At 61.5% G+C, this 18,596-nt stretch carries 16 protein-coding genes and 1 pseudogene; 12 read left to right on the top strand and 5 right to left on the bottom strand.

The annotated features are described in order from the left end of the window. Window positions 1–19 precede the first annotated feature (19 nt). The gene (locus ACQRBV_RS01220; protein ID WP_104995858.1) at window positions 20–784 is read right to left on the bottom strand and encodes a LuxR family transcriptional regulator; all 765 of its coding nucleotides are present in this window, start codon (window positions 782–784) and stop codon (window positions 20–22) included. 183 nt (window positions 785–967) lie between these two features. Here ACQRBV_RS01220 and ACQRBV_RS01215 point away from each other — a divergent pair, with 183 nt between their 5' ends. The 6 genes from ACQRBV_RS01215 to ACQRBV_RS01190 are packed head-to-tail and all read left to right on the top strand — an operon-like array spanning window position 968 to window position 7,127. Further along, complete coding sequence (locus ACQRBV_RS01215) at window positions 968–1,855, top strand: proline iminopeptidase-family hydrolase (RefSeq protein WP_161548802.1); 888 nt, start codon at window positions 968–970, stop codon at window positions 1,853–1,855. 3 nt (window positions 1,856–1,858) lie between these two features. After that, window positions 1,859–2,806 (top strand): ABC transporter permease, encoded by a 948-nt coding sequence (locus tag ACQRBV_RS01210; RefSeq protein WP_161548803.1) that lies wholly within the window; start codon window positions 1,859–1,861, stop codon window positions 2,804–2,806. Then, window positions 2,803–3,660: an ABC transporter permease gene (locus tag ACQRBV_RS01205; protein ID WP_198761439.1), complete on the top strand. Its 858-nt coding sequence runs from the start codon at window positions 2,803–2,805 to the stop codon at window positions 3,658–3,660. Before ACQRBV_RS01210 ends, ACQRBV_RS01205 begins: the two co-directional genes overlap by 4 nt. After that, window positions 3,657–4,613: an ABC transporter ATP-binding protein gene (locus tag ACQRBV_RS01200; RefSeq protein WP_090366101.1), complete on the top strand. Its 957-nt coding sequence runs from the start codon at window positions 3,657–3,659 to the stop codon at window positions 4,611–4,613. Before ACQRBV_RS01205 ends, ACQRBV_RS01200 begins: the two co-directional genes overlap by 4 nt. Beyond that, window positions 4,610–5,596: an ABC transporter ATP-binding protein gene (locus tag ACQRBV_RS01195; RefSeq protein WP_411984520.1), complete on the top strand. Its 987-nt coding sequence runs from the start codon at window positions 4,610–4,612 to the stop codon at window positions 5,594–5,596. Before ACQRBV_RS01200 ends, ACQRBV_RS01195 begins: the two co-directional genes overlap by 4 nt. Window positions 5,597–5,612: 16 nt before the next feature. Next, entirely contained in the window at window positions 5,613–7,127 is a 1,515-nt protein-coding gene (locus ACQRBV_RS01190; protein WP_411984521.1) for an ABC transporter substrate-binding protein, read from the top strand. A gap of 64 nt (window positions 7,128–7,191) precedes the next feature. Here the strand turns inward: ACQRBV_RS01190 and ACQRBV_RS01185 are convergent, their stop codons facing one another. Continuing rightward, the gene (locus ACQRBV_RS01185; RefSeq protein ID WP_411984522.1) at window positions 7,192–7,932 is read right to left on the bottom strand and encodes a YciK family oxidoreductase; all 741 of its coding nucleotides are present in this window, start codon (window positions 7,930–7,932) and stop codon (window positions 7,192–7,194) included. A 33-nt stretch (window positions 7,933–7,965) separates the two neighbouring features. Here ACQRBV_RS01185 and ACQRBV_RS01180 point away from each other — a divergent pair. Continuing rightward, window positions 7,966–8,073: pseudogene (locus ACQRBV_RS01180) on the top strand (outer membrane lipoprotein carrier protein LolA); the annotation flags it as partial. 15 nt (window positions 8,074–8,088) lie between these two features. Here ACQRBV_RS01180 and mupP read toward each other — a convergent pair. The 3 genes from mupP to ACQRBV_RS01165 all read right to left on the bottom strand — a co-directional run bounded on the left by mupP (window position 8,089) and on the right by ACQRBV_RS01165 (window position 10,859). Beyond that, window positions 8,089–8,760 carry an N-acetylmuramic acid 6-phosphate phosphatase MupP gene (gene mupP / locus ACQRBV_RS01175; RefSeq protein WP_060753203.1) on the bottom strand — a complete coding sequence of 224 codons (672 nt, stop codon included), beginning with the start codon at window positions 8,758–8,760 and terminating at the stop codon, window positions 8,089–8,091. A gap of 4 nt (window positions 8,761–8,764) precedes the next feature. Next, the gene (gene ubiG, locus ACQRBV_RS01170; protein ID WP_060753204.1) at window positions 8,765–9,463 is read right to left on the bottom strand and encodes a bifunctional 2-polyprenyl-6-hydroxyphenol methylase/3-demethylubiquinol 3-O-methyltransferase UbiG; all 699 of its coding nucleotides are present in this window, start codon (window positions 9,461–9,463) and stop codon (window positions 8,765–8,767) included. 64 nt (window positions 9,464–9,527) lie between these two features. Continuing rightward, window positions 9,528–10,859, bottom strand: coding sequence for a TRZ/ATZ family hydrolase (locus tag ACQRBV_RS01165; protein ID WP_411984523.1), 1,332 nt, complete (start codon window positions 10,857–10,859; stop codon window positions 9,528–9,530). A gap of 109 nt (window positions 10,860–10,968) precedes the next feature. Between ACQRBV_RS01165 and mtnA the strand changes: the two genes are divergently transcribed. From mtnA to hisC, 5 genes are all read left to right on the top strand, one after another. After that, window positions 10,969–12,039, top strand: a complete 1,071-nt coding sequence (mtnA, locus tag ACQRBV_RS01160; protein ID WP_411984524.1) for an S-methyl-5-thioribose-1-phosphate isomerase — start codon at window positions 10,969–10,971, stop codon at window positions 12,037–12,039. Window positions 12,040–12,384: 345 nt separating this feature from the next. Further along, window positions 12,385–15,039: a DNA gyrase subunit A gene (gene gyrA, locus ACQRBV_RS01155; protein ID WP_060753207.1), complete on the top strand. Its 2,655-nt coding sequence runs from the start codon at window positions 12,385–12,387 to the stop codon at window positions 15,037–15,039. A gap of 231 nt (window positions 15,040–15,270) precedes the next feature. Beyond that, the gene (gene serC, locus ACQRBV_RS01150; RefSeq protein WP_104995866.1) at window positions 15,271–16,356 is read left to right on the top strand and encodes a 3-phosphoserine/phosphohydroxythreonine transaminase; all 1,086 of its coding nucleotides are present in this window, start codon (window positions 15,271–15,273) and stop codon (window positions 16,354–16,356) included. Next, window positions 16,356–17,450, top strand: a complete 1,095-nt coding sequence (gene pheA, locus ACQRBV_RS01145) for a prephenate dehydratase (RefSeq protein WP_003218812.1) — start codon at window positions 16,356–16,358, stop codon at window positions 17,448–17,450. Before serC ends, pheA begins: the two co-directional genes overlap by 1 nt. Before the next feature lie 9 nt (window positions 17,451–17,459). Continuing rightward, on the top strand, window positions 17,460–18,572 hold the full coding sequence (hisC, locus tag ACQRBV_RS01140) for a histidinol-phosphate transaminase (protein ID WP_090366095.1): 1,113 nt from the start codon (window positions 17,460–17,462) through the stop codon (window positions 18,570–18,572). The last annotated feature ends 24 nt before the right edge of the window (window positions 18,573–18,596 follow it).

Here is an 18,596-nt window from a genome sequence, read left to right as displayed (position 1 = left end):
ATAGGTTTTTGCCGGCGGCTCAATCTTCGAGCAGGCGGTAATGGGTGGCGCGTACCACCGCCTGCACACGGTTCTTGGCCCCCAATTTGTGCATGGCTGAAGTCAGGTGCAGGGTGACCACCGCCAATGAGCGGCTCAGTTGCTTGGCGATCTCGGCGGCGGTCAAGCCGTCGGCGGCCCATTTCAGGCACTCGCGTTCACGCTTGGTCAAATGGATGTGCGGGTAGGTGCGTAGCTCCTTGCTGAACAGCGGGTAGGCCGCTTCCTGCAGGGCATGGGTAATCAGGCTGAAATCCGTCAGGGTTTGCTGGGCATCCTTCAGCACCGTGTGCGCCTTTCCGGTGCGCAGGCCGGTCAGGGAGGCAAAACCGCCACGGGGCAAATGAATAGGCACGCTGACCCCGCAGGTCAGTTGCTGTTCATGTAGGTAGGACGATACCGGCGCGTGGCAGGGGTCGATGATTTTCTGCAAGGCCGTCTCGGCTTTCGCCTCGTAGGACCAGACAAACGGCGACACCGTGCTCAGTGCCAGATGCTGCACCGGGTCAATCTGGTAAAACCCTTCGCTGCACCACAAGGCCTGCCAGTCGTTGGGCGTGTTGCGCAGTTGCAGCACCGAGGGGGTGATGAGCGTGCCATTGAGGTCGATGGGCACCGGGGTGTAGTCATACACCAGTGCATCGAAGCCCAATTGTTGGGCGAGGATGAAAGTGTTGTCCATCTGTTCATCCAGGCTCCTGCCCGGCATGAGGCGATTATTGAAGGCGGTCAGCTTGGCCAGCATCCGTTCTGCTCCCGAATTCATTTGAATCTCGACTTGCTGCAAGTAGAATGCCACGCCCCGGCGAAGGACTGCCAGGCCAAACCTATAAGAAATACCAGGTTATGGCCGCGTGGCATCCTCGGTAGTGTTGGCCTGATCAGCGGCCGCTACCCGCCAGGCCGATACAACACAAGGAATGTATGCATGTGGCGTGAAATTGCCCCCGACCAGCAGTACAACGTGCAAGTCGATGGCCATAACCTCGTGGCCTACAGCTTTGGGGACGGCGATGAGGTGCTCTTGTGTCTCAACGGCGGTCCCGGCTTGCCGTGTGATTACTTGCGCGACGCCCATGGCTGGCTCAAGGACCATAACCTGCGAGTGGTTGCATTCGACCAGCTTGGCACGGGCGCATCAGCCAGACCGACCGATGTTTCCCTGTGGGAAATCCGCCGTTATGTGGAAGAAGTCGAAACCGTGCGCCAAACCTTGGGCCTGGGCCGTGTGCACTTGCTGGGGCATTCCTGGGGCGGTTGGCTGGGCATCGAATACGCCATTCACTACCCCGATGCGCTGAAAAGCCTGATCCTGGAAAACACCGTCGGCGACATCCCGCACCTGTCCCAAGAGCTTGACCGCCTGCGCGGTGCCCTGGGCAGCGAAACCGTGGCCATGATGCAGCGCCACGAAGCCATGGGCACCCTCGAGCACCCGCAGTACCAGGCGGCAATCACCTTGCTCAACTACCGCCACGTGTGCCGCCTGGACGAATGGCCCGAGCCGGTCAAGCGCTCCCTTGGCGACTGGAACATGGGCCCGTACGAAACCATGCAAGGCCCCAACGAGTTCCTGTATATCGGCAATCTCAAGGACTGGAACCGCATCCCCGAGATGGCCGAGTTCAAGATGCCGATATTGATCACCACCGGCCAGCATGACGAGCTGACCCCGGCCTGCGCGATGCGCATGAAGCAAGCCGCCAGGCACGCCGAGTTGCACGTTTTTCCCAACAGCAGCCATATGCCGTTTTATGAGGAGCCCCAAGCGTACTTCCCGGTGTTGCTGGACTTCCTCGCTCGCCACCGAGGCTAACGGATGAACCTGGCGCGCTATCGCTTTGTGCTCTCCCGGCCGCTGCAATTGCTGCCGGTGTTGTTCGGCATCAGCTTGATCACCTTCGTGCTGGTGCGTTCCATTCCCGGCGATCCGGCGCGGGCCTTGCTCGGCTCGCGCAGCACGCCGGATGCGCTGCTGAAAATTCGCGTCCAGTACGGTCTTGATCAGCCTCTGTGGCTGCAGTATTTCTACTTCCTCAAGAACCTGCTCAAGGGCGATCTCGGCCAGTCGTTGTTGTACAAGGTCGATGCCCTGAAGCTGATCGTCACCCGCATCGAACCGACTTTAGTACTAGTGCTGGGCAGCGTGGTGCTGGCGCTGCTGATTGCGCTGCCGCTGGCGACGCTGGCGGCACGCAATAAAGGCGGGTGGGTGGACAACCTGATCCGCGTGTTCACGACGGTCGGCCTGGGCATGCCGGCATTCTGGCTGGGCTTGATGTTGATCCTGTTGTTGAGTGTGCAGTGGGGCTTGTTCCCGGTGTCCGGCTATGGGCGGACCTGGCTGGATAAGGCTCACCATATGCTGCTGCCATGCCTGACCATCGCACTGGCGCTGTCGGCGGTGCTGGTACGCAACCTGCGGGCGAGCATGTTGATGGAGCTGCAGGCCGATCACGTCACCGCCGCGCGCGCGCGTGGACTGTCGGAGGCGGCCGTATTTCGCCGGCATGTGCTGCCCAATTCGCTGGTGCCGGCGGTCAACCTGCTGGCCGTCAACATCGGCTGGCTGATCAGCGGCACGGTGGTGATCGAGAGCCTGTTTGCGATTCCGGGCATTGGCCAATTGTTGGTGCGCGGGATCTTTACCCGCGACTACATGGTGGTGCAGGGCGTGGCTATGGTGCTGGCCTGTGCGACGGTGGTGGTCAACTTCCTTGCCGATGTGGTGACGGTGGCCCTCGACCCGCGAGTGAAGATGCAATGAGCAGTCGCCCACTGATCGCTCCGTGGCGCGTGCGCCTGCGTTTTGGTTTTCGCAATGGTCGGCTGACTGCGGCGTGGGGCCTGTTGATACTGTTCGGCTGGTTTGCCCTGGCGCTGTGCGCACCCTGGGTTGCGCCGTATGACCCGATTGCGCAGCACACTGACCTCAGTTTGCTGGCGCCGAGCCTGGCCCATCCGTTCGGCACGGACAACTATGGCCGAGACATCCTTTCACGGGTGATCTGGGGCGCGCGCATCGACCTGCAACTGGCCATCGTCGGGGTAATTTTCCCATTCATGATCGGCACATTCATCGGCGCGGTTTCCGGCTATATCGGCGGGCGCTTCGACAGCTTTTGCATGCGCGTGATCGACGTGATCCTGGCATTCCCGTTCCTGGTGTTGATGCTGGCGATCATGGCCATTCTCGGCCCGGGCCTGAAGAGTTTTTATATCGCCATGGCGCTGGTGGGCTGGGTGTCGTATGCGCGGCTGATCCGCTCGCAGATCCTGGTACTCAAGGAAAGCGACTTTGCCTTGGCCGCCAAGAGCCTGGGCTTCGGCCATGGGCGCATCCTGTTCAGGCATCTGCTGCCCAACGCGATGTTCGGTTCGATCGTGTTTTCCATGTCTGACGCAGTGCTGGTGCTGCTCAACGGTGCCGCGGTGAGTTACCTGGGCCTGGGCGTGCAGCCGCCGACGGCTGAGTGGGGGACGATGGTGGCCGAAGGGCAAGCGTTTATCACCACCGCGTGGTGGATCTGCACCTTTCCGGGGTTGGCCATTGTGACGCTGGCCATGGGCTTCAGCCTGTTGGCCGATGGCGTGGCGCAAGTGTTGGGGGATCGCTCATGAGCCTGTTGCAGGTCAAGGATCTCAGCGTGATCGCGCATAACGCCGGGCGGGATGTCACGCTGGTTGATCGCGTGTCTTTCGGCCTGGCTGAAGGCGAAGTCCTCGGCCTGGTGGGTGAGAGCGGTTCCGGCAAGACCCTGACGTGTCGCGGGCTGATGCGGTTGCTGCCGTCGCCCAGCCTGCGTGTGCAAGGCGGTAGTGTGCGCTTGGCCGGGCAGGACTTGTTGTCATTGGACGACGCCGGGATGCGTGCCGTACGGGGTGGCCAGTTGGGCATGATCTTCCAGAACCCCAGCAGCCACCTTGACCCCTTGATGCGTATCGGCGAGCAGATCGGCGAAGGCATCCGCTTGCATCAAGGCGCATCGAAAAAAGACGCCCGCCGGCAGGCGATCGAAGTGCTGCGTCAGGTGGGCATTCCCGATCCCCAGGCGCGGGTCGACAACTATCCTCACGAGTTTTCCGGCGGCATGCGCCAGCGCGCGATGATCGCCGTGGCGTTGGGCTGCAACCCGAAAGTACTGATTGCCGATGAGCCGACCACCGCTCTGGATGTGACGGTGCAGGCGCAAATCCTGCGCTTGTTGCTGGACCTGCGCGACCAGCGTGGCCTGTCGATCATCATGATCACCCATGACCTGGGCGTGGTGGCGCAGACCTGTGACTCCATTGCGGTGATGTATGCCGGGCGCCTGTGCGAGCACGGCAGCAAATACGACTTGCTGGCCCGTCCGCAGCACCCTTATACCGCCGGCCTGATCGATTGCCAGCCGGCCCACAGCAGCGGCCACGCCTTGCTGCGCACCATCCCCGGCCAGCCGCCTTTGCTGGATGCATTGCCGGACGGTTGTCGCTTCAACCCGCGTTGCCCGCAGGTGGGCGCGTTGTGCTTCGAGCGGCTGCCCGAAGGCGCGCAAGTGGCGTGTCACTATCCGTTGGGAGGCCGTCCGTGAGCCTGTTGCAGATCAAGGATCTTGAGGTGCGCTTTGCCGCATCCGGTACGGGGTTGTTCGGCTTGAACCGGCAGTGGGTGAGGGCGGTCAACGGGGTTTCGCTGAACCTGGCCGCCGGCGAGACGCTGGGTTTGGTGGGCGAATCCGGCAGCGGAAAAAGCACCCTGGGGCGCGCGATCCTGCACCTCAACCCGATCAGTGCCGGCCAGGTATTGTTCGATGGCATCGACATGGCCCACGGCAGCGCCATTGACATTGCGCGCCTGCGCCATGAAACCGCGATGATCTTCCAGGACCCGTACGCCGCGCTGAACCCCCGCCACACGGTGGGCGAAACCCTTGCCGAAGTGCTGCGGGTACAGCGCAAAGTCGCACCGGCGGGGATTCCACGCCGCGTTGATGAGCTGCTCGATCTGGTCGGCCTGCGCCCCGAGCTGGCCAGCCGCAAGCCCGGCTCCCTCAGCGGCGGCCAGTGCCAGCGCGTCGGTATCGCCCGCGCCCTGGCGGTGGAGCCGCGCTTAATCATCGCCGATGAGTGCGTGGCGGCGTTGGATGTCTCGATCCAGGGCCAGATCATCAACCTGTTGCTGGAACTGCAGCAGCGCATGAACCTGGCGATCCTGTTTATCGCCCATGACTTGGCCATCGTGCGGCGCCTGTGCGACCGCGTGGCGGTGATGTACCTGGGCAAGATCGTCGAAGAAGGGCCGGTGGAAGCGGTATTCAGCGCGCCGCGCCATCCGTATACCGCGGCATTGATCGAGGCGATTCCCGAGATCGACCCGCATCGGCCAATGCCTGCGCAGCTTCTGCCGGGTGAGCCGCCCAGCCCGTTGAATTTACCGGCCGGTTGCGCCTTTCACCCGCGTTGCCGCCATGCCCGGACGGAGTGTTCCGTGGTGTTGCCGCCGACCCATTTCCTGCACGAGCATCGGTACAGTTGCGTGCTTGAACAGCCCTTGAACCTTTCCTGCCATTCATGAACAAGGAGTTATGGACATGCAATCCCGTCACTTGAAGTTGCTCGCCGCCGCTACGCTCACCGCGTGGTCCCTGACAGCCGGGTTGGCACACGCCGCTGGCGTGCTGACCATTGGCTGCCGTGAAGACAGCACCACGTTCGACCCGATCAAAAGCGCGCAAAACCGCGACACCTGGGTATTCGCCAACGTCTACGACACCCTGGTGCGGGTGGATAACCTGGGCACCAAGATGGAAACGGGGCTGGCCGAAAGCTGGGACATTTCCAAGGACGGCCTGACCTATACGTTCAAGCTGCGTGATGCGAAGTTCTCCGATGGCTCGTCAATCACCGCCGACGATGCCGCGTTCAGCCTGTTGCGTATCCGCGACAACAAAGCCTCGCTGTGGAGCGACCCGTTCAGCCTGATCAATACCGCCAAGGCAACGGACGCCAAGACCCTGGTGGTGACCCTGAAAACACCGGCCGTGGCTTTCCTCTCGCAACTGGCGTCGCCGACCGTCTCGATCCTGTCGGAAAAGGCCATGACCCAGATGGGCGAAGACGCCTACTCGGAAAAACCGGTGACCTCGGGCGCGTTTACCGTGGATGAGTGGCGCAAGGGCGATCGGGTGATCCTGAAGAAAAACCCGAACTTCTGGCAAGCCAAGAGCGTCAGCCTGGATGGCGTGGAATGGGTGTCCGTGACCGATGACAACACCCGTATGCGCATGGTGCAGAACAACGAGCTGGACACCGCGATCTTCGTGCCGTTTTCGCGGGTGGAGGAGTTGAAAAAAGACCCGAACGTCGTGATCCACTCCGACCCGTCTACCCGTGAAGACCACCTGCTGATCAACCACGCCCACGGCCTGCTGGCCAAGCAGGAAGTGCGCGAGGCGCTGGACATGGCCATCGATAAGCAATCGTTGGTCAAGACCGCTACTTACGGTCAAGGCACCGTGGCCTATTCCTACATCCCGAAAGGCTCGCTGTACCACTACGCCAACAACCTGCAGCGCCCGTACGACCCGACGGCGGCCAAGAAGCTGTTGGAGCAGGCCGGCGCCAAGGACTTGAAGCTCAACTACGTGGTCAATGCTGGCAACGAAGCCGATGAGCAGATCGCGGTGATCATCAAGGACCAACTGGCCAAGGTCGGCGTGACCGCCAACCTGCAAAAGGTCGACCCGACCCAGAGCTGGCAGATGCTGGTGGACGGTGACTACGATATCTCGGTGATGTACTGGACCAACGACATTCTCGACCCGGACCAGAAAACCACCTTCGTCCTGGGCCACGACACCAACCAGAACTACATGACCCGCTACAAGAACGACAAGGTCAAGGACCTGGTGGCGGCGGCACGTATCGAGGCGAACCCGGCCAAGCGTGAGCAGATGTATGTCGAACTGCAGAAGTTGGCGAAACAGGACGTCAACTGGATCGACCTGTACTACAGCCCGTACATCAACATCTCACGCAAGAATGTGAGCAACTTCCTGCAAAACCCGTTGGGCCGCTTCACCCTCGAGGAAGTGGTGAAGAACTAAACAACACCGCAAAAAAATGTGGGAGGGGGACCCCCTCCCACATTTTGCTTTCCCGGCGTTTCAGTTACTGCGCATCGAACGCCTGGCCATTGATGCCGGCACTGTCCGGCCCCATCAGGTACAGGTACACCGGCATGATCTCTTCCGGTGCAGGCCGTTCCAACGGGTTCTCCCCCGGATACGCCTGGGCCCGCATACTCGTGCGCGTGCCGCCGGGGTTGATGCTGTTGGCGCGGACCGCGGCCACGTCTTCAAGCTCATCGGCCAGGGTTTGCATCAAGCCTTCAGTGGCGAATTTCGACACGCCATAAGCGCCCCAATACGCCCGACCCTTGCGCCCGACACTGCTGGAGGTGAACACCACCGAGGCATCCTGGGACAGCTTGAGCAGTGGCAGCAGGGTGCTCGTCAGCATGAACATCGCATTGACGTTCACGTGCATCACCCGCATGAAGTTCTCGCCGGACAACTGCTCGATCGGCGTGCGTGGGCCGATGATCGAAGCGTTGTGCAGCAGGCCGTCGAGGTGGCCGAATTCCTTTTCGATCATGGCCGCCAGTTCATCGTATTGATGGGGCAGGGCGGTCTCCAGGTTGAACGGAATCACCACCGGCTGAGGCTGGCCTGCGGCTTCGATTTCGTCATACACCTGGGCCAGGTTGGCTTCGGTCTTGCCCAGCAGGAGCACGGTAGCGCCATGGGCGGCATAGGTTTTCGCCGCCGCCGCGCCGATCCCGCGACCGGCGCCGGTTACCAGGATGACCCGGCCTTTGAGCAGGTCCGGTCGTGCAGAGTAATCAAACATAAACAACCTCGACAAAATTCACAGGAAATCCGCATGCTTTCTGTAGGAGCGAGCTTGCTCGCGAAAAACGTCAACGATAGCGCGTGGCCTCTGGATAAACGCGGTGCTCTCAGGTTTTTCGCGAGCAAGCTCGCTCCTACAGGGGGCAGCCATGCCTCAGCAACTGCACAGCGCGTTATCCAGCACCTTGCGCAGTTCCAGCGGGTGATCCACTACCACATCGGCGCCCCAGTGACGTGGGTTATCGTCCGGGTGGATGTAGCCGAATGTGACCGCTGCGGTGCGGGTGCCGGCGTCGCGGCCGGACTCGATGTCACGCAGGTCATCGCCCACGAACAGTACGCTGGCCGGGTCCAGGTCGAGCATCTTGCACGCCAGGATCAAGGGTTCCGGGTCCGGCTTGCTGTTCTTCACGTGGTCCGGGCAAATCAGCAGTGCCGAACGTTCGGCCAGGCCCAACTGCTGCATGATCGGCTCGGCAAAGCGCAGCGGCTTGTTGGTGACCACACCCCAGATCAGCTTGGATTTTTCGATGTCATCCAGCAGCTCGCCCATGCCGTCGAACAGCTTGCTGTGGATCGCGCAGCCCTTGAGGTAGCGCTCGAGAAATTCCAGGCGCAGTTCTTCAAAACCAGGCGACTCCGGGTCCATCGAGAACGTTACGGCGACCATTGCCCGTGCACCGCCGGAGATTTCATCGCGAATGTGCTGGTCATTGATCGGCGCCAGCCCACGGTCGGCGCGCATGGCCTGGCAGATGGCGATAAAGTCCGGCGCCGTGTCCAGCAGGGTGCCGTCCATATCGAAGAGAACTGCTCGCAACTTCACAGGCTTACTCCTCGCGCAGGGTCTGGATCATGTAGTTGACGTCAACGTCATTGGCCAGCTTGTAGTGCTTGGTCAGCGGGTTGTAGGTCAGGCCGATGATGTCCTTGACGGTCAGCCCGGCCTGGCGGCTCCAGGCGCCCAGTTCGGAGGGGCGGATGAATTTCTTGAAGTCATGGGTGCCGCGTGGCAGCAGCTTCATGATGTATTCGGCGCCGATGATCGCGAACAGGTAAGCCTTGGGGTTGCGGTTGATGGTGGAGAAGAACACCTGGCCGCCCGGCTTGACCATGCGAAAGCAAGCGCGGATCACGGAAGATGGGTCGGGCACGTGCTCCAGCATTTCCAGGCAGGTGACCACGTCGAATTGCTCCGGCATCTCTTCGGCCAGGGCTTCGGCGGTGATCTGGCGATATTCCACGCTGACGCCGGATTCGAGTTGGTGCAGTTGAGCCACGGCCAGCGGGGCTTCGCCCATGTCGATGCCCATCACGGTGGCGCCGCGTACGGCCATCGCTTCGCTGAGGATGCCGCCGCCGCAACCGACGTCCAATACTTTCTTGCCGGCCAGGTTGACGCGTTCGTCAATCCAGTTGACCCGCAGCGGGTTGATGTCGTGCAAGGGCTTGAATTCGCTTTCGCGGTCCCACCAGCGGTGAGCCAGGGCTTCGAATTTGGCGATTTCGGCGTGGTCGACGTTGCTCATGGTGAATCCTCTAAAACTGATAAATCGGTTTGCAGGCTTTGAACGCACGGGTTCAAAACCGACGTTATTCGTGTCGCCCGCTGATGCGCCGGCCCCACTCGATCGCCGAGGCGACCAGTTCCGGTTCGTTCATGCGGGTCAATCGCCGGTCGTCGAGCAACTGCTTGCCGGCGACCCAAAGGTGTTTCACACAATCGCGCCCGGTGGCATATATAAGCTGTGAGACCGGGTCGTAGATCGGTTGTTGCGCCAGGCCGGACAGATCGAAGGCCACCATGTCGGCGGCCTTGCCAACTTCCAGCGAGCCAATTTCGCTCTCCAGGCCCATGGCCCGGGCGCCGTTCAGGGTGGCCATGCGTAGCGCGCGATGGGCATCCAGGGCGGTGGCAGACCCGGCGACCGCCTTGGCCAACATGGCGGCTGTGCGGGTTTCACCCAACAGGTCCAGGTCATTATTGCTGGCGGCGCCGTCGGTGCCGATTGCTACATTGATACCGGCTTGCCACAGACGTTCCACCGGGCAGAAGCCGCTGGCCAATTTCAGGTTCGATTCCGGGCAGTGGATGATGCTGGTGTTGCTTTCTACCAGCAAAGCCAGGTCATCTTCGCTGATTTGCGTCATATGAACGGCCTGGAAGCGCGGACCCAGCAAGCCCAGGCGGCCCAGGCGCGCCAATGGTCGTTCCCCGGTCTGATCCACGGCCTGCTGCACTTCGGAGGCGGTTTCGTGCACATGCATATGGATCGAAGCATCCAGTTCTTCGGCGATTATGCGGATTTTTTCCAGGTTCGCATCGCACACGGTGTAGGGCGCATGGGGGCCGAAGGTGATCTTGATGCGCGGATGATGCTTGAGGTCGCCGAACAGCTCGATCCCCTGGCGAATCGCCTCATCGGCGCTGGCGGCACCGGGAATCGGGAAGTCGAGGATTGGAATGGCGATCTGCGCGCGCATCCCGCTGTTGTGTACGCAGTCGCTGGCGACCTTGGGAAAGAAGTACATGTCGGAGAAGCAAGTGATGCCGCCCTTGAGCTGCTCGGCAATGGCCAGGTCGGTGCCGTCGCGGACAAAGGCTTCGTCGACCCATTTGGCCTCGGCGGGCCAGATGTGCTTTTCCAGCCATGTCATCAACGGCAGGTCGTCGGCCATGCCGCGAAACAGGCTCATTGCCGCATGGCCGTGGGCGTTGATCAGGCCTGGGCTGAGCAACATGCCCGGCAGTTCACGCGTCTCTTTGCTGGCGAGTTTCAAGGCGGCTTCGCGAGGCCCGATAAAAGCGATTCGCCCGTCGCGAATGCCCAGGCCATGTGCCTTGAGCACCACGCCGGCGGGTTCGACGGGTACCAGCCAGCTTGGCAGTAACAGTAAGTCGAGGGGGGCGGCAGTGGCGGTCATCGCGGGCTTCTTCCCAGGCAGCTATAAAAGAAGGGCGAAGTATACCCGAGCGTCCTGGCTGGCGGATCGCTATAATCGGCGGCTTTTGTTCATGAGTGCGGGGTAAGGGATGCGCGACCGACTGTTGGCTGCCGAGAAAGTAAAGGCCATCGATTGGCGTGATGGCGCGCTGCATCTGCTCGATCAGCGTGCGCTGCCGTCCCGGGAAAGCTGGGTAACCTGTACCACGGTCGATGAGGTGGCCCAGGCCATTCGCTCAATGGTGGTACGGGGCGCGTCAGCGATCGGCATCAGTGCTGCCTATGGGTTGGTGCTGGCCGCCCGCTCTCGACTCGCAGAGGGCGGTGACTGGCAGGCTGCGTGGGAAGAGGACTACGCACTGTTAGCCGATTCGCGCCCCACCGCGGCGAATTTGTTCTGGGCCCTGCAGCGCATGCGTGACCGTCTGGATCGCCTCAAAAAGCCTGCCGATCCTTTGGCGGTGCTGGAGGCCGAGGCCATTGCGATTCATGAGAGCGACCGGGAAGCCAACCTGGTCATGGCCCAGCTGGGTGTCGAGCGGATCCGCAGGCACCAGGGCAACGTCCAGGCGATCCTCACTCATGGCAATGCCGGTGCCTTGTCGACAGGCGGCGTGGGCACGGCGCTGGGGGTGATTCGCGCGGCGTTCCTGGAGGGGCTGGTCGAGCAGGTCTACGCCAACGAAACCCGCCCCTGGCTGCAGGGGTCGCGGCTGACCGCCTGGGAACTGGCGGGCGAGGGCGTTCCGGTGACGGTCAATGCCGACTCCGCCGGCGCGCATATTCTCAAGACCAAAGGCGTGACCTGGGTCGTCGTCGGTGCCGACTGCATTGCCGCCAATGGTGATGTGATCGGCAAGATCGGCACTTATCAGCTGGCGGTATGCGCCATGCATCATGGCGTGCGCTTCATGGTGGTGGCACCCAGTTCCACCCTCGACCTGATGATGGCGACGGGGGAAGATGTCGCCCTGGAAGAGCGTGATCCGGACGAGTTGCGTGACATCGTCGGGCAGCGGTTAGAGGTGGATGCGTACAACCCGGTGTTTGATGTGACGCCGGCGGACCTGATCGATGTGATCGTGACGGAAAAGGGCATCGTCGAGCGGCCGGATGCGGCGAAGCTGGCGAAGTTGATGTGCCGCAAGCGTCTGCATTGACGAGGGATGGCCCCCGATTGGCCCTGGAAGTCAATAAAAGCCTTGGATTTACCCTCAAAAATTGACCCCAACTCAGCTCTGAGCCCCTCTCGTCGCCCTCAAGCCTGTCATCCGTCAACTTACTACGCTCCATGCGCATCAGGGGGATAGGTGCGTGGCGGCGATTGTGATAACATCCGGCGGTTTCCAGGGCCACCCCGAGGGGTGGCCTATAACGCGCAGATCCGTGTCATAACTCGTTGATTTGTCGTAAGTCGTTGTCAGGCACCCTGCCGGCAGCGGCGAGCTTCGTTCGTCCCATATGGATGTGACGAGGTTTCACCCGAAAAAGGAATCAGGCTTCTCATGGGCGAACTGGCCAAAGAAATCCTCCCGGTCAATATCGAAGACGAGCTGAAACAGTCCTACCTCGACTACGCGATGAGCGTAATTGTCGGTCGGGCACTGCCTGATGCGCGCGATGGCTTGAAGCCCGTGCACCGGCGTGTGCTGTTCGCGATGAGCGAGCTGGGTAACGACTGGAACAAGCCGTACAAGAAATCTGCCCGTGTTGTCGGTGACGTGATCGGTAAGTATCACCCTCACGGCGACACTGCGGTGTACGACACCATCGTTCGGATGGCCCAGCCGTTTTCCCTGCGCTACCTGCTGGTAGACGGCCAGGGTAACTTCGGTTCGGTCGATGGCGACAACGCCGCGGCGATGCGATACACCGAAGTGCGCATGACCAAGCTGGCGCACGAGCTGCTGGCCGACCTGCACAAAGAAACCGTGGACTGGGTGCCGAACTACGACGGCACCGAAATGATCCCGGCTGTCATGCCGACCAAGATCCCCAACCTGCTGGTCAACGGTTCCAGCGGTATCGCCGTGGGCATGGCCACCAACATCCCGCCGCACAACCTCGGTGAAGTCATCGACGGTTGCCTGGCCCTTATCGACAACCCTGAGCTGACCGTCGATGAGCTGATGCAATATATCCCCGGTCCGGACTTCCCGACCGCCGCGATCATCAATGGTCGCGCCGGTATCATCGAAGCCTACCGCACCGGTCGTGGCCGTATTTACATGCGTGCCCGTTCGATCATCGAGGACATCGACAAGGTCGGTGGCCGTCAGCAGATCGTCATCACCGAGCTCCCGTACCAGTTGAACAAGGCGCGTCTGATCGAAAAGATCGCCGAGCTGGTCAAGGAGAAGAAGCTCGAAGGCATCACCGAGCTGCGCGACGAGTCCGACAAGGACGGTATGCGCGTGGTGATCGAGTTGCGTCGTGGCGAAGTGCCTGAGGTGATCCTCAACAACCTCTACGCCCAGACCCAGCTGCAAAGCGTGTTTGGTATCAACGTCGTGGCCCTGATCGATGGTCGCCCGCGCATCCTGAACCTCAAGGATCTGCTGGAAGCGTTCGTGCGTCACCGCCGCGAAGTGGTGACCCGTCGTACCGTGTTCGAGCTGCGCAAGGCCCGTGAACGCGGGCATATCCTGGAAGGCCAGGCGGTTGCGCTGTCGAACATCGACCCGGTGATTGCGCTGATCAAGGCTTCGCCAACGCCGTCGGAAGCCAAGGAAGCGCTGGTCAGCACGCCTTGGGAATCCAGCGCCGTGGTGGCCATGGTCGAGCGCGCCGGTGCCGACTCCTGCCGTCCCGAGACCCTGGACCCGCAATACGGTCTGCGCGAAGGCAAGTACTTCCTGTCGCCGGAACAGGCCCAGGCCATCCTGGAACTGCGCCTGCACCGCCTGACGGGCCTGGAGCACGAGAAGCTGCTGGCCGAGTACCAGGAGATCCTCAACCAGATCGGCGAACTGATCCGTATCCTCAGCAGCGCCGTGCGCCTGATGGAAGTGATCCGCGAAGAGCTGGAAGTGATCCGCGCCGAATACGGCGACGTGCGCCGCACCGAAATCCTCGATGCCCGCCTCGACCTGACCCTGGGTGACATGATCCCGGAAGAAGAGCGCGTGGTGACCATCTCCCACGGCGGCTACGCCAAGACCCAGCCTCTGGCTGCGTACCAGGCCCAGCGTCGTGGTGGTAAAGGTAAATCGGCTACCGGCGTCAAAGATGAGGACTACATCGCTCACCTGCTGGTCGCCAACAGCCACACCACGCTGCTGCTGTTCTCCAGCAAGGGCAAGGTGTACTGGCTGAAAACCTACGAAATCCCGGAAGCTTCCCGCGCCGCCCGTGGTCGCCCACTGGTCAACCTGCTGCCGCTGGACAGTGATGAGTACATCACCACCATGCTGCCGGTCGAGGAATACACCGAAGGTCACTTCATCTTCATGGCGACCGCCAAAGGCACCGTGAAGAAGACCCCGCTGGAATCCTTCAGCCGTCAGCGCAGCGTGGGCCTGATCGCCCTGGAACTGGATGAAGGCGACGTGCTGATCTCCGCAGCCATCACCGATGGCGAGCGTGAAGTGATGCTGTTCTCCGACGGCGGCAAGGTGACGCGTTTCAAGGAATCCGACGTTCGCGCCATGGGCCGTACCGCCCGCGGTGTGCGCGGTATGCGCCTGCCGGAAGGGCAGAAGCTGATTTCGATGCTGATCCCGGAAGAAGGCAGCCAGATTCTCACTGCCTCCGAGCGTGGTTATGGCAAGCGCACGGCCATCAGCGAGTTCCCTGAGTACAAGCGTGGCGGCCAGGGCGTGATCGCCATGGTCAGCAACGAGCGTAACGGCCGTCTGGTCGGTGCGGTCCAGGTGCTCGATGGTGAGGAGATCATGCTTATTTCCGACCAGGGCACCCTGGTACGTACCCGTGTGGCTGAAGTCTCGAGCCTGGGCCGTAACACTCAGGGCGTGACCCTGATCAAGCTGGCCAAGGACGAGAAACTGGTCGGCCTGGAGCGTGTCCAGGAGCCGTCGGAAGTCGAAGGCGAAGAGCTGGAAGGCGAGGAGTTTGATGGCGAAGTGATCGCAACCGGCGATGACAACGTCGACGAGCCAACCCTCGATGCTGCCGCAGACGACGAAGAACCGCAGGAATAAGCGGACACACAGGGGGCGGATGAAGATTCGCCCCCTTGTTGTTTGTCCGGATGGAAATATCGACAACCATGGAGATCCCTTGTGGGAACGGGCTTGCTCGCGAAGGCGGACTGACATTCACTCCAGATGTCGGTTGTTAGATCGCTTTCGCGAGCAAGCCCGCTCCCACACCGGGTCCGGTGTCGGCTGATATGTTTGCGTGACTACCACCAGATCAGAGTGAGATTGGATGTGAGCAAGAGAGCCTATAACTTCTGTGCCGGTCCCGCGGCGCTTCCTGAAGCAGTCCTGCAGCGTGCGCAGGGTGAACTCCTCGACTGGCATGGAAAAGGCCTCTCCGTGATGGAAATGAGCCATCGCAGCGATGAGTTCGTGTCCATCGCCACCAAGGCCGAGCAGGATCTGCGCGACTTGCTGGACATCCCATCCAACTACAAAGTGCTGTTCCTGCAGGGCGGCGCGAGCCAGCAGTTCGCCCAGATCCCACTGAACCTGCTGCCCGAAGAGGGCACTGCCGACTATATCGACACCGGTATCTGGGGGCAGAAGGCCATTGAAGAGGCCTCCCGTTACGGTCACGTCAATGTAGCGGGCACCGCCAAGCCTTACGACTACTTCGCCATTCCGGGTCAGAACGAATGGAAGCTGTCGAAGGATGCTGCCTACGTGCACTACGTCGCGAACGAAACCATCGGTGGCCTCCAATTCGACTGGGTGCCGGAAGTGGGCGACGTACCGCTGGTGTGCGACATGTCCTCGGACATTCTTTCGCGCCCGATCGATGTGTCCAGGTACGGCATGATCTACGCCGGCGCGCAGAAGAACATCGGCCCAAGCGGCATCCTGGTCAACATCGTCCGCGAAGACCTGCTGGGTCGTGCCCGTTCGCTGTGCCCGACCATGCTCAACTACAAGGTCGCGGCGGATAACGGCTCGATGTACAACACCCCGCCGGCCTTCGCCTGGTACCTGTCGGGCCTGGTGTTCGAATGGCTCAAGGAGCAGGGCGGCGTGGCGGCCATGGCCAAGCTCAACGAACAGAAGAAGCGCGTCCTGTACGACTTCATCGACGCCAGCGGCCTGTACAGCAACCCGATCAACCTGACTGACCGCTCGTGGATGAACGTGCCGTTCCGTCTGGCTGACGACCGTCTGGACAAGCCGTTCCTGGCCGGTGCCGACGAGCGCGGCCTGCTGAATCTCAAGGGCCACCGCTCGGTGGGTGGCATGCGCGCCTCCATCTACAACGCTGTCGACATCCACGCGATCAACGCACTGGTTGCCTACATGGCAGAGTTCGAAAAGGAACACGGCTAATGTCTGAACAAGAGCTCAAGGCCCTGCGCGTACGCATTGACAGCCTGGACGAGAAAGTCCTGGAACTGATCAGTGAGCGTGCGCGCTGTGCCCAGGAAGTGGCACGGGTGAAGATGGCGTCCCTGGCGGAGGGCGAGGTGCCGGTGTTCTACCGTCCCGAGCGTGAGGCCCAGGTACTCAAGCGCGTGATGGAGCGCAACAAGGGCCCGCTGGGCAATGAAGAAATGGCGCGATTGTTCCGCGAAATCATGTCTTCCTGCCTGGCCCTGGAGCAGCCGCTGAAAGTGGCCTACCTGGGTCCTGAAGGCACCTTCACCCAAGCGGCGGCCATGAAGCACTTCGGCCACGCGGTGATCAGCAAGCCGATGGCGGCCATCGACGAAGTGTTCCGCGAAGTGGCGGCCGGTGCGGTGAATTTTGGTGTAGTGCCGGTGGAAAACTCCACCGAAGGTGCCGTCAACCACACGCTGGACAGCTTCCTTGAGCACGACATGGTGATCTGCGGTGAAGTCGAGCTGCGTATTCACCACCACCTGCTGGTGGGCGAGAACACCAAGACCGACAGCATCAGCCGTATCTACTCCCACGCCCAGTCCCTGGCCCAGTGCCGCAAGTGGCTGGACGCCCATTACCCGAATGTCGAGCGTGTTGCGGTGTCCAGCAATGCCGAGGCAGCCAAGCGGGTCAAGGGTGAGTGGAACTCGGCGGCCATCGCCGGTGATATGGCGGCGGGCTTGTATGGTCTGACGCGCCTGGCCGAGAAGATCGAGGACCGCCCGGACAACTCCACGCGCTTCCTGATGATCGGCAGCCAGGAAGTGCCGCCGACCGGCGACGACAAGACCTCGATCATCGTCTCCATGAGCAACAAGCCGGGCGCGCTGCATGAGCTACTGGTGCCGTTCCACGATAACGGGATTGACCTGACGCGCATCGAGACGCGCCCTTCGCGCAGCGGTAAATGGACCTATGTGTTCTTTATCGACTTCGTCGGCCATCACCGTGACCCGCTGGTCAAGGGCGTGCTGGAGAAGATCAGTCAGGAAGCCGTGGCACTCAAGGTGCTGGGCTCTTACCCGAAAGCGGTTTTGTGAGGCTTTAACATGAGTGGCAACTTTCTCGCCCTGGCGCAGCCGGGCGTGCAACAACTGTCGCCTTACGTTCCGGGCAAGCCTGTGGACGAGTTGGCGCGTGAGTTGGATCTGGACCCCTCCAATATCGTCAAGCTGGCGAGTAACGAGAACCCATTGGGCCCAAGCCCTAAAGTGCTGGCGGCGATTCGTGAAGAGCTGGCCGAGCTGACGCGTTATCCCGACGGCAACGGCTTTGCCCTCAAGTCACTGTTGGCGCAAAAGTGCGGTGTCGAACTGAACCAGGTGACCCTGGGCAACGGTTCCAACGATATTCTTGAGCTGGTCGGCCGCGCTTACCTGGCTCCGGGCTTGAACGCCGTGTTCAGTGAGCATGCGTTTGCGGTCTATCCGATCGTCACTCAGGCGGTGGGCGCTGATGCGAGAGTGATTCCAGCCAAGGACTGGGGGCATGATCTGCCGGCCATGCTGGCGGCGATCGATGCGCAAACGCGTGTGGTGTTTATCGCCAACCCGAACAATCCGACCGGCACCTGGTTCGATGCCCAGGCGTTGGACGACTTCCTGCAAGATGTGCCTGCGCACGTGTTGGTGGTGCTGGACGAGGCGTATATCGAGTACGCCGAAGGCAGTGACTTGCCGGACGGCCTGGATTTCCTGGCAGCCTATCCGAACCTGTTGGTCTCGCGCACGTTCTCCAAGGCTTATGGCCTGGCCTCGCTGCGGGTTGGCTACGGCCTGTCCACGGCGGTGGTTGCCGATGTGCTGAACCGCGTGCGCCAGCCGTTCAACGTCAACAGCCTCGCCTTGGCGGCGGCCTGTGCGGCGGTAAAGGATGTCGAGCACCTGGAAGAAGGTCGCCGCATCAACGAAAGCGGCATGCTGCAGTTGCAGGAAGGTTTCCGTGAGTTGGGCCTGGGCTGGATTCCATCCAAGGGCAACTTCATTTGCGTCGATCTGGCTCAGGTGGCCGCCCCGGTATTCCAGGGCTTGCTGCGCGAAGGTGTGATCGTGCGTCCGGTGGCCAACTACGGCATGCCGAACCATTTGCGTATCACCATCGGTTTGCCGGCTGAAAACAGCCGCTTCCTGGAGGCGTTGGCCAAGGTCCTGGCCCGTGGTTGATGTCACCGCATTGCAACCTGTTGT

Source organism: Pseudomonas sp. R11F (assembly GCF_050312575.1).
Lineage (GTDB): Bacteria > Pseudomonadota > Gammaproteobacteria > Pseudomonadales > Pseudomonadaceae > Aquipseudomonas > Aquipseudomonas palleroniana.
The sequence above is the reverse complement of the archived record's forward strand: the minus strand, read 5'-3'. Positions and strand labels throughout refer to the sequence as shown.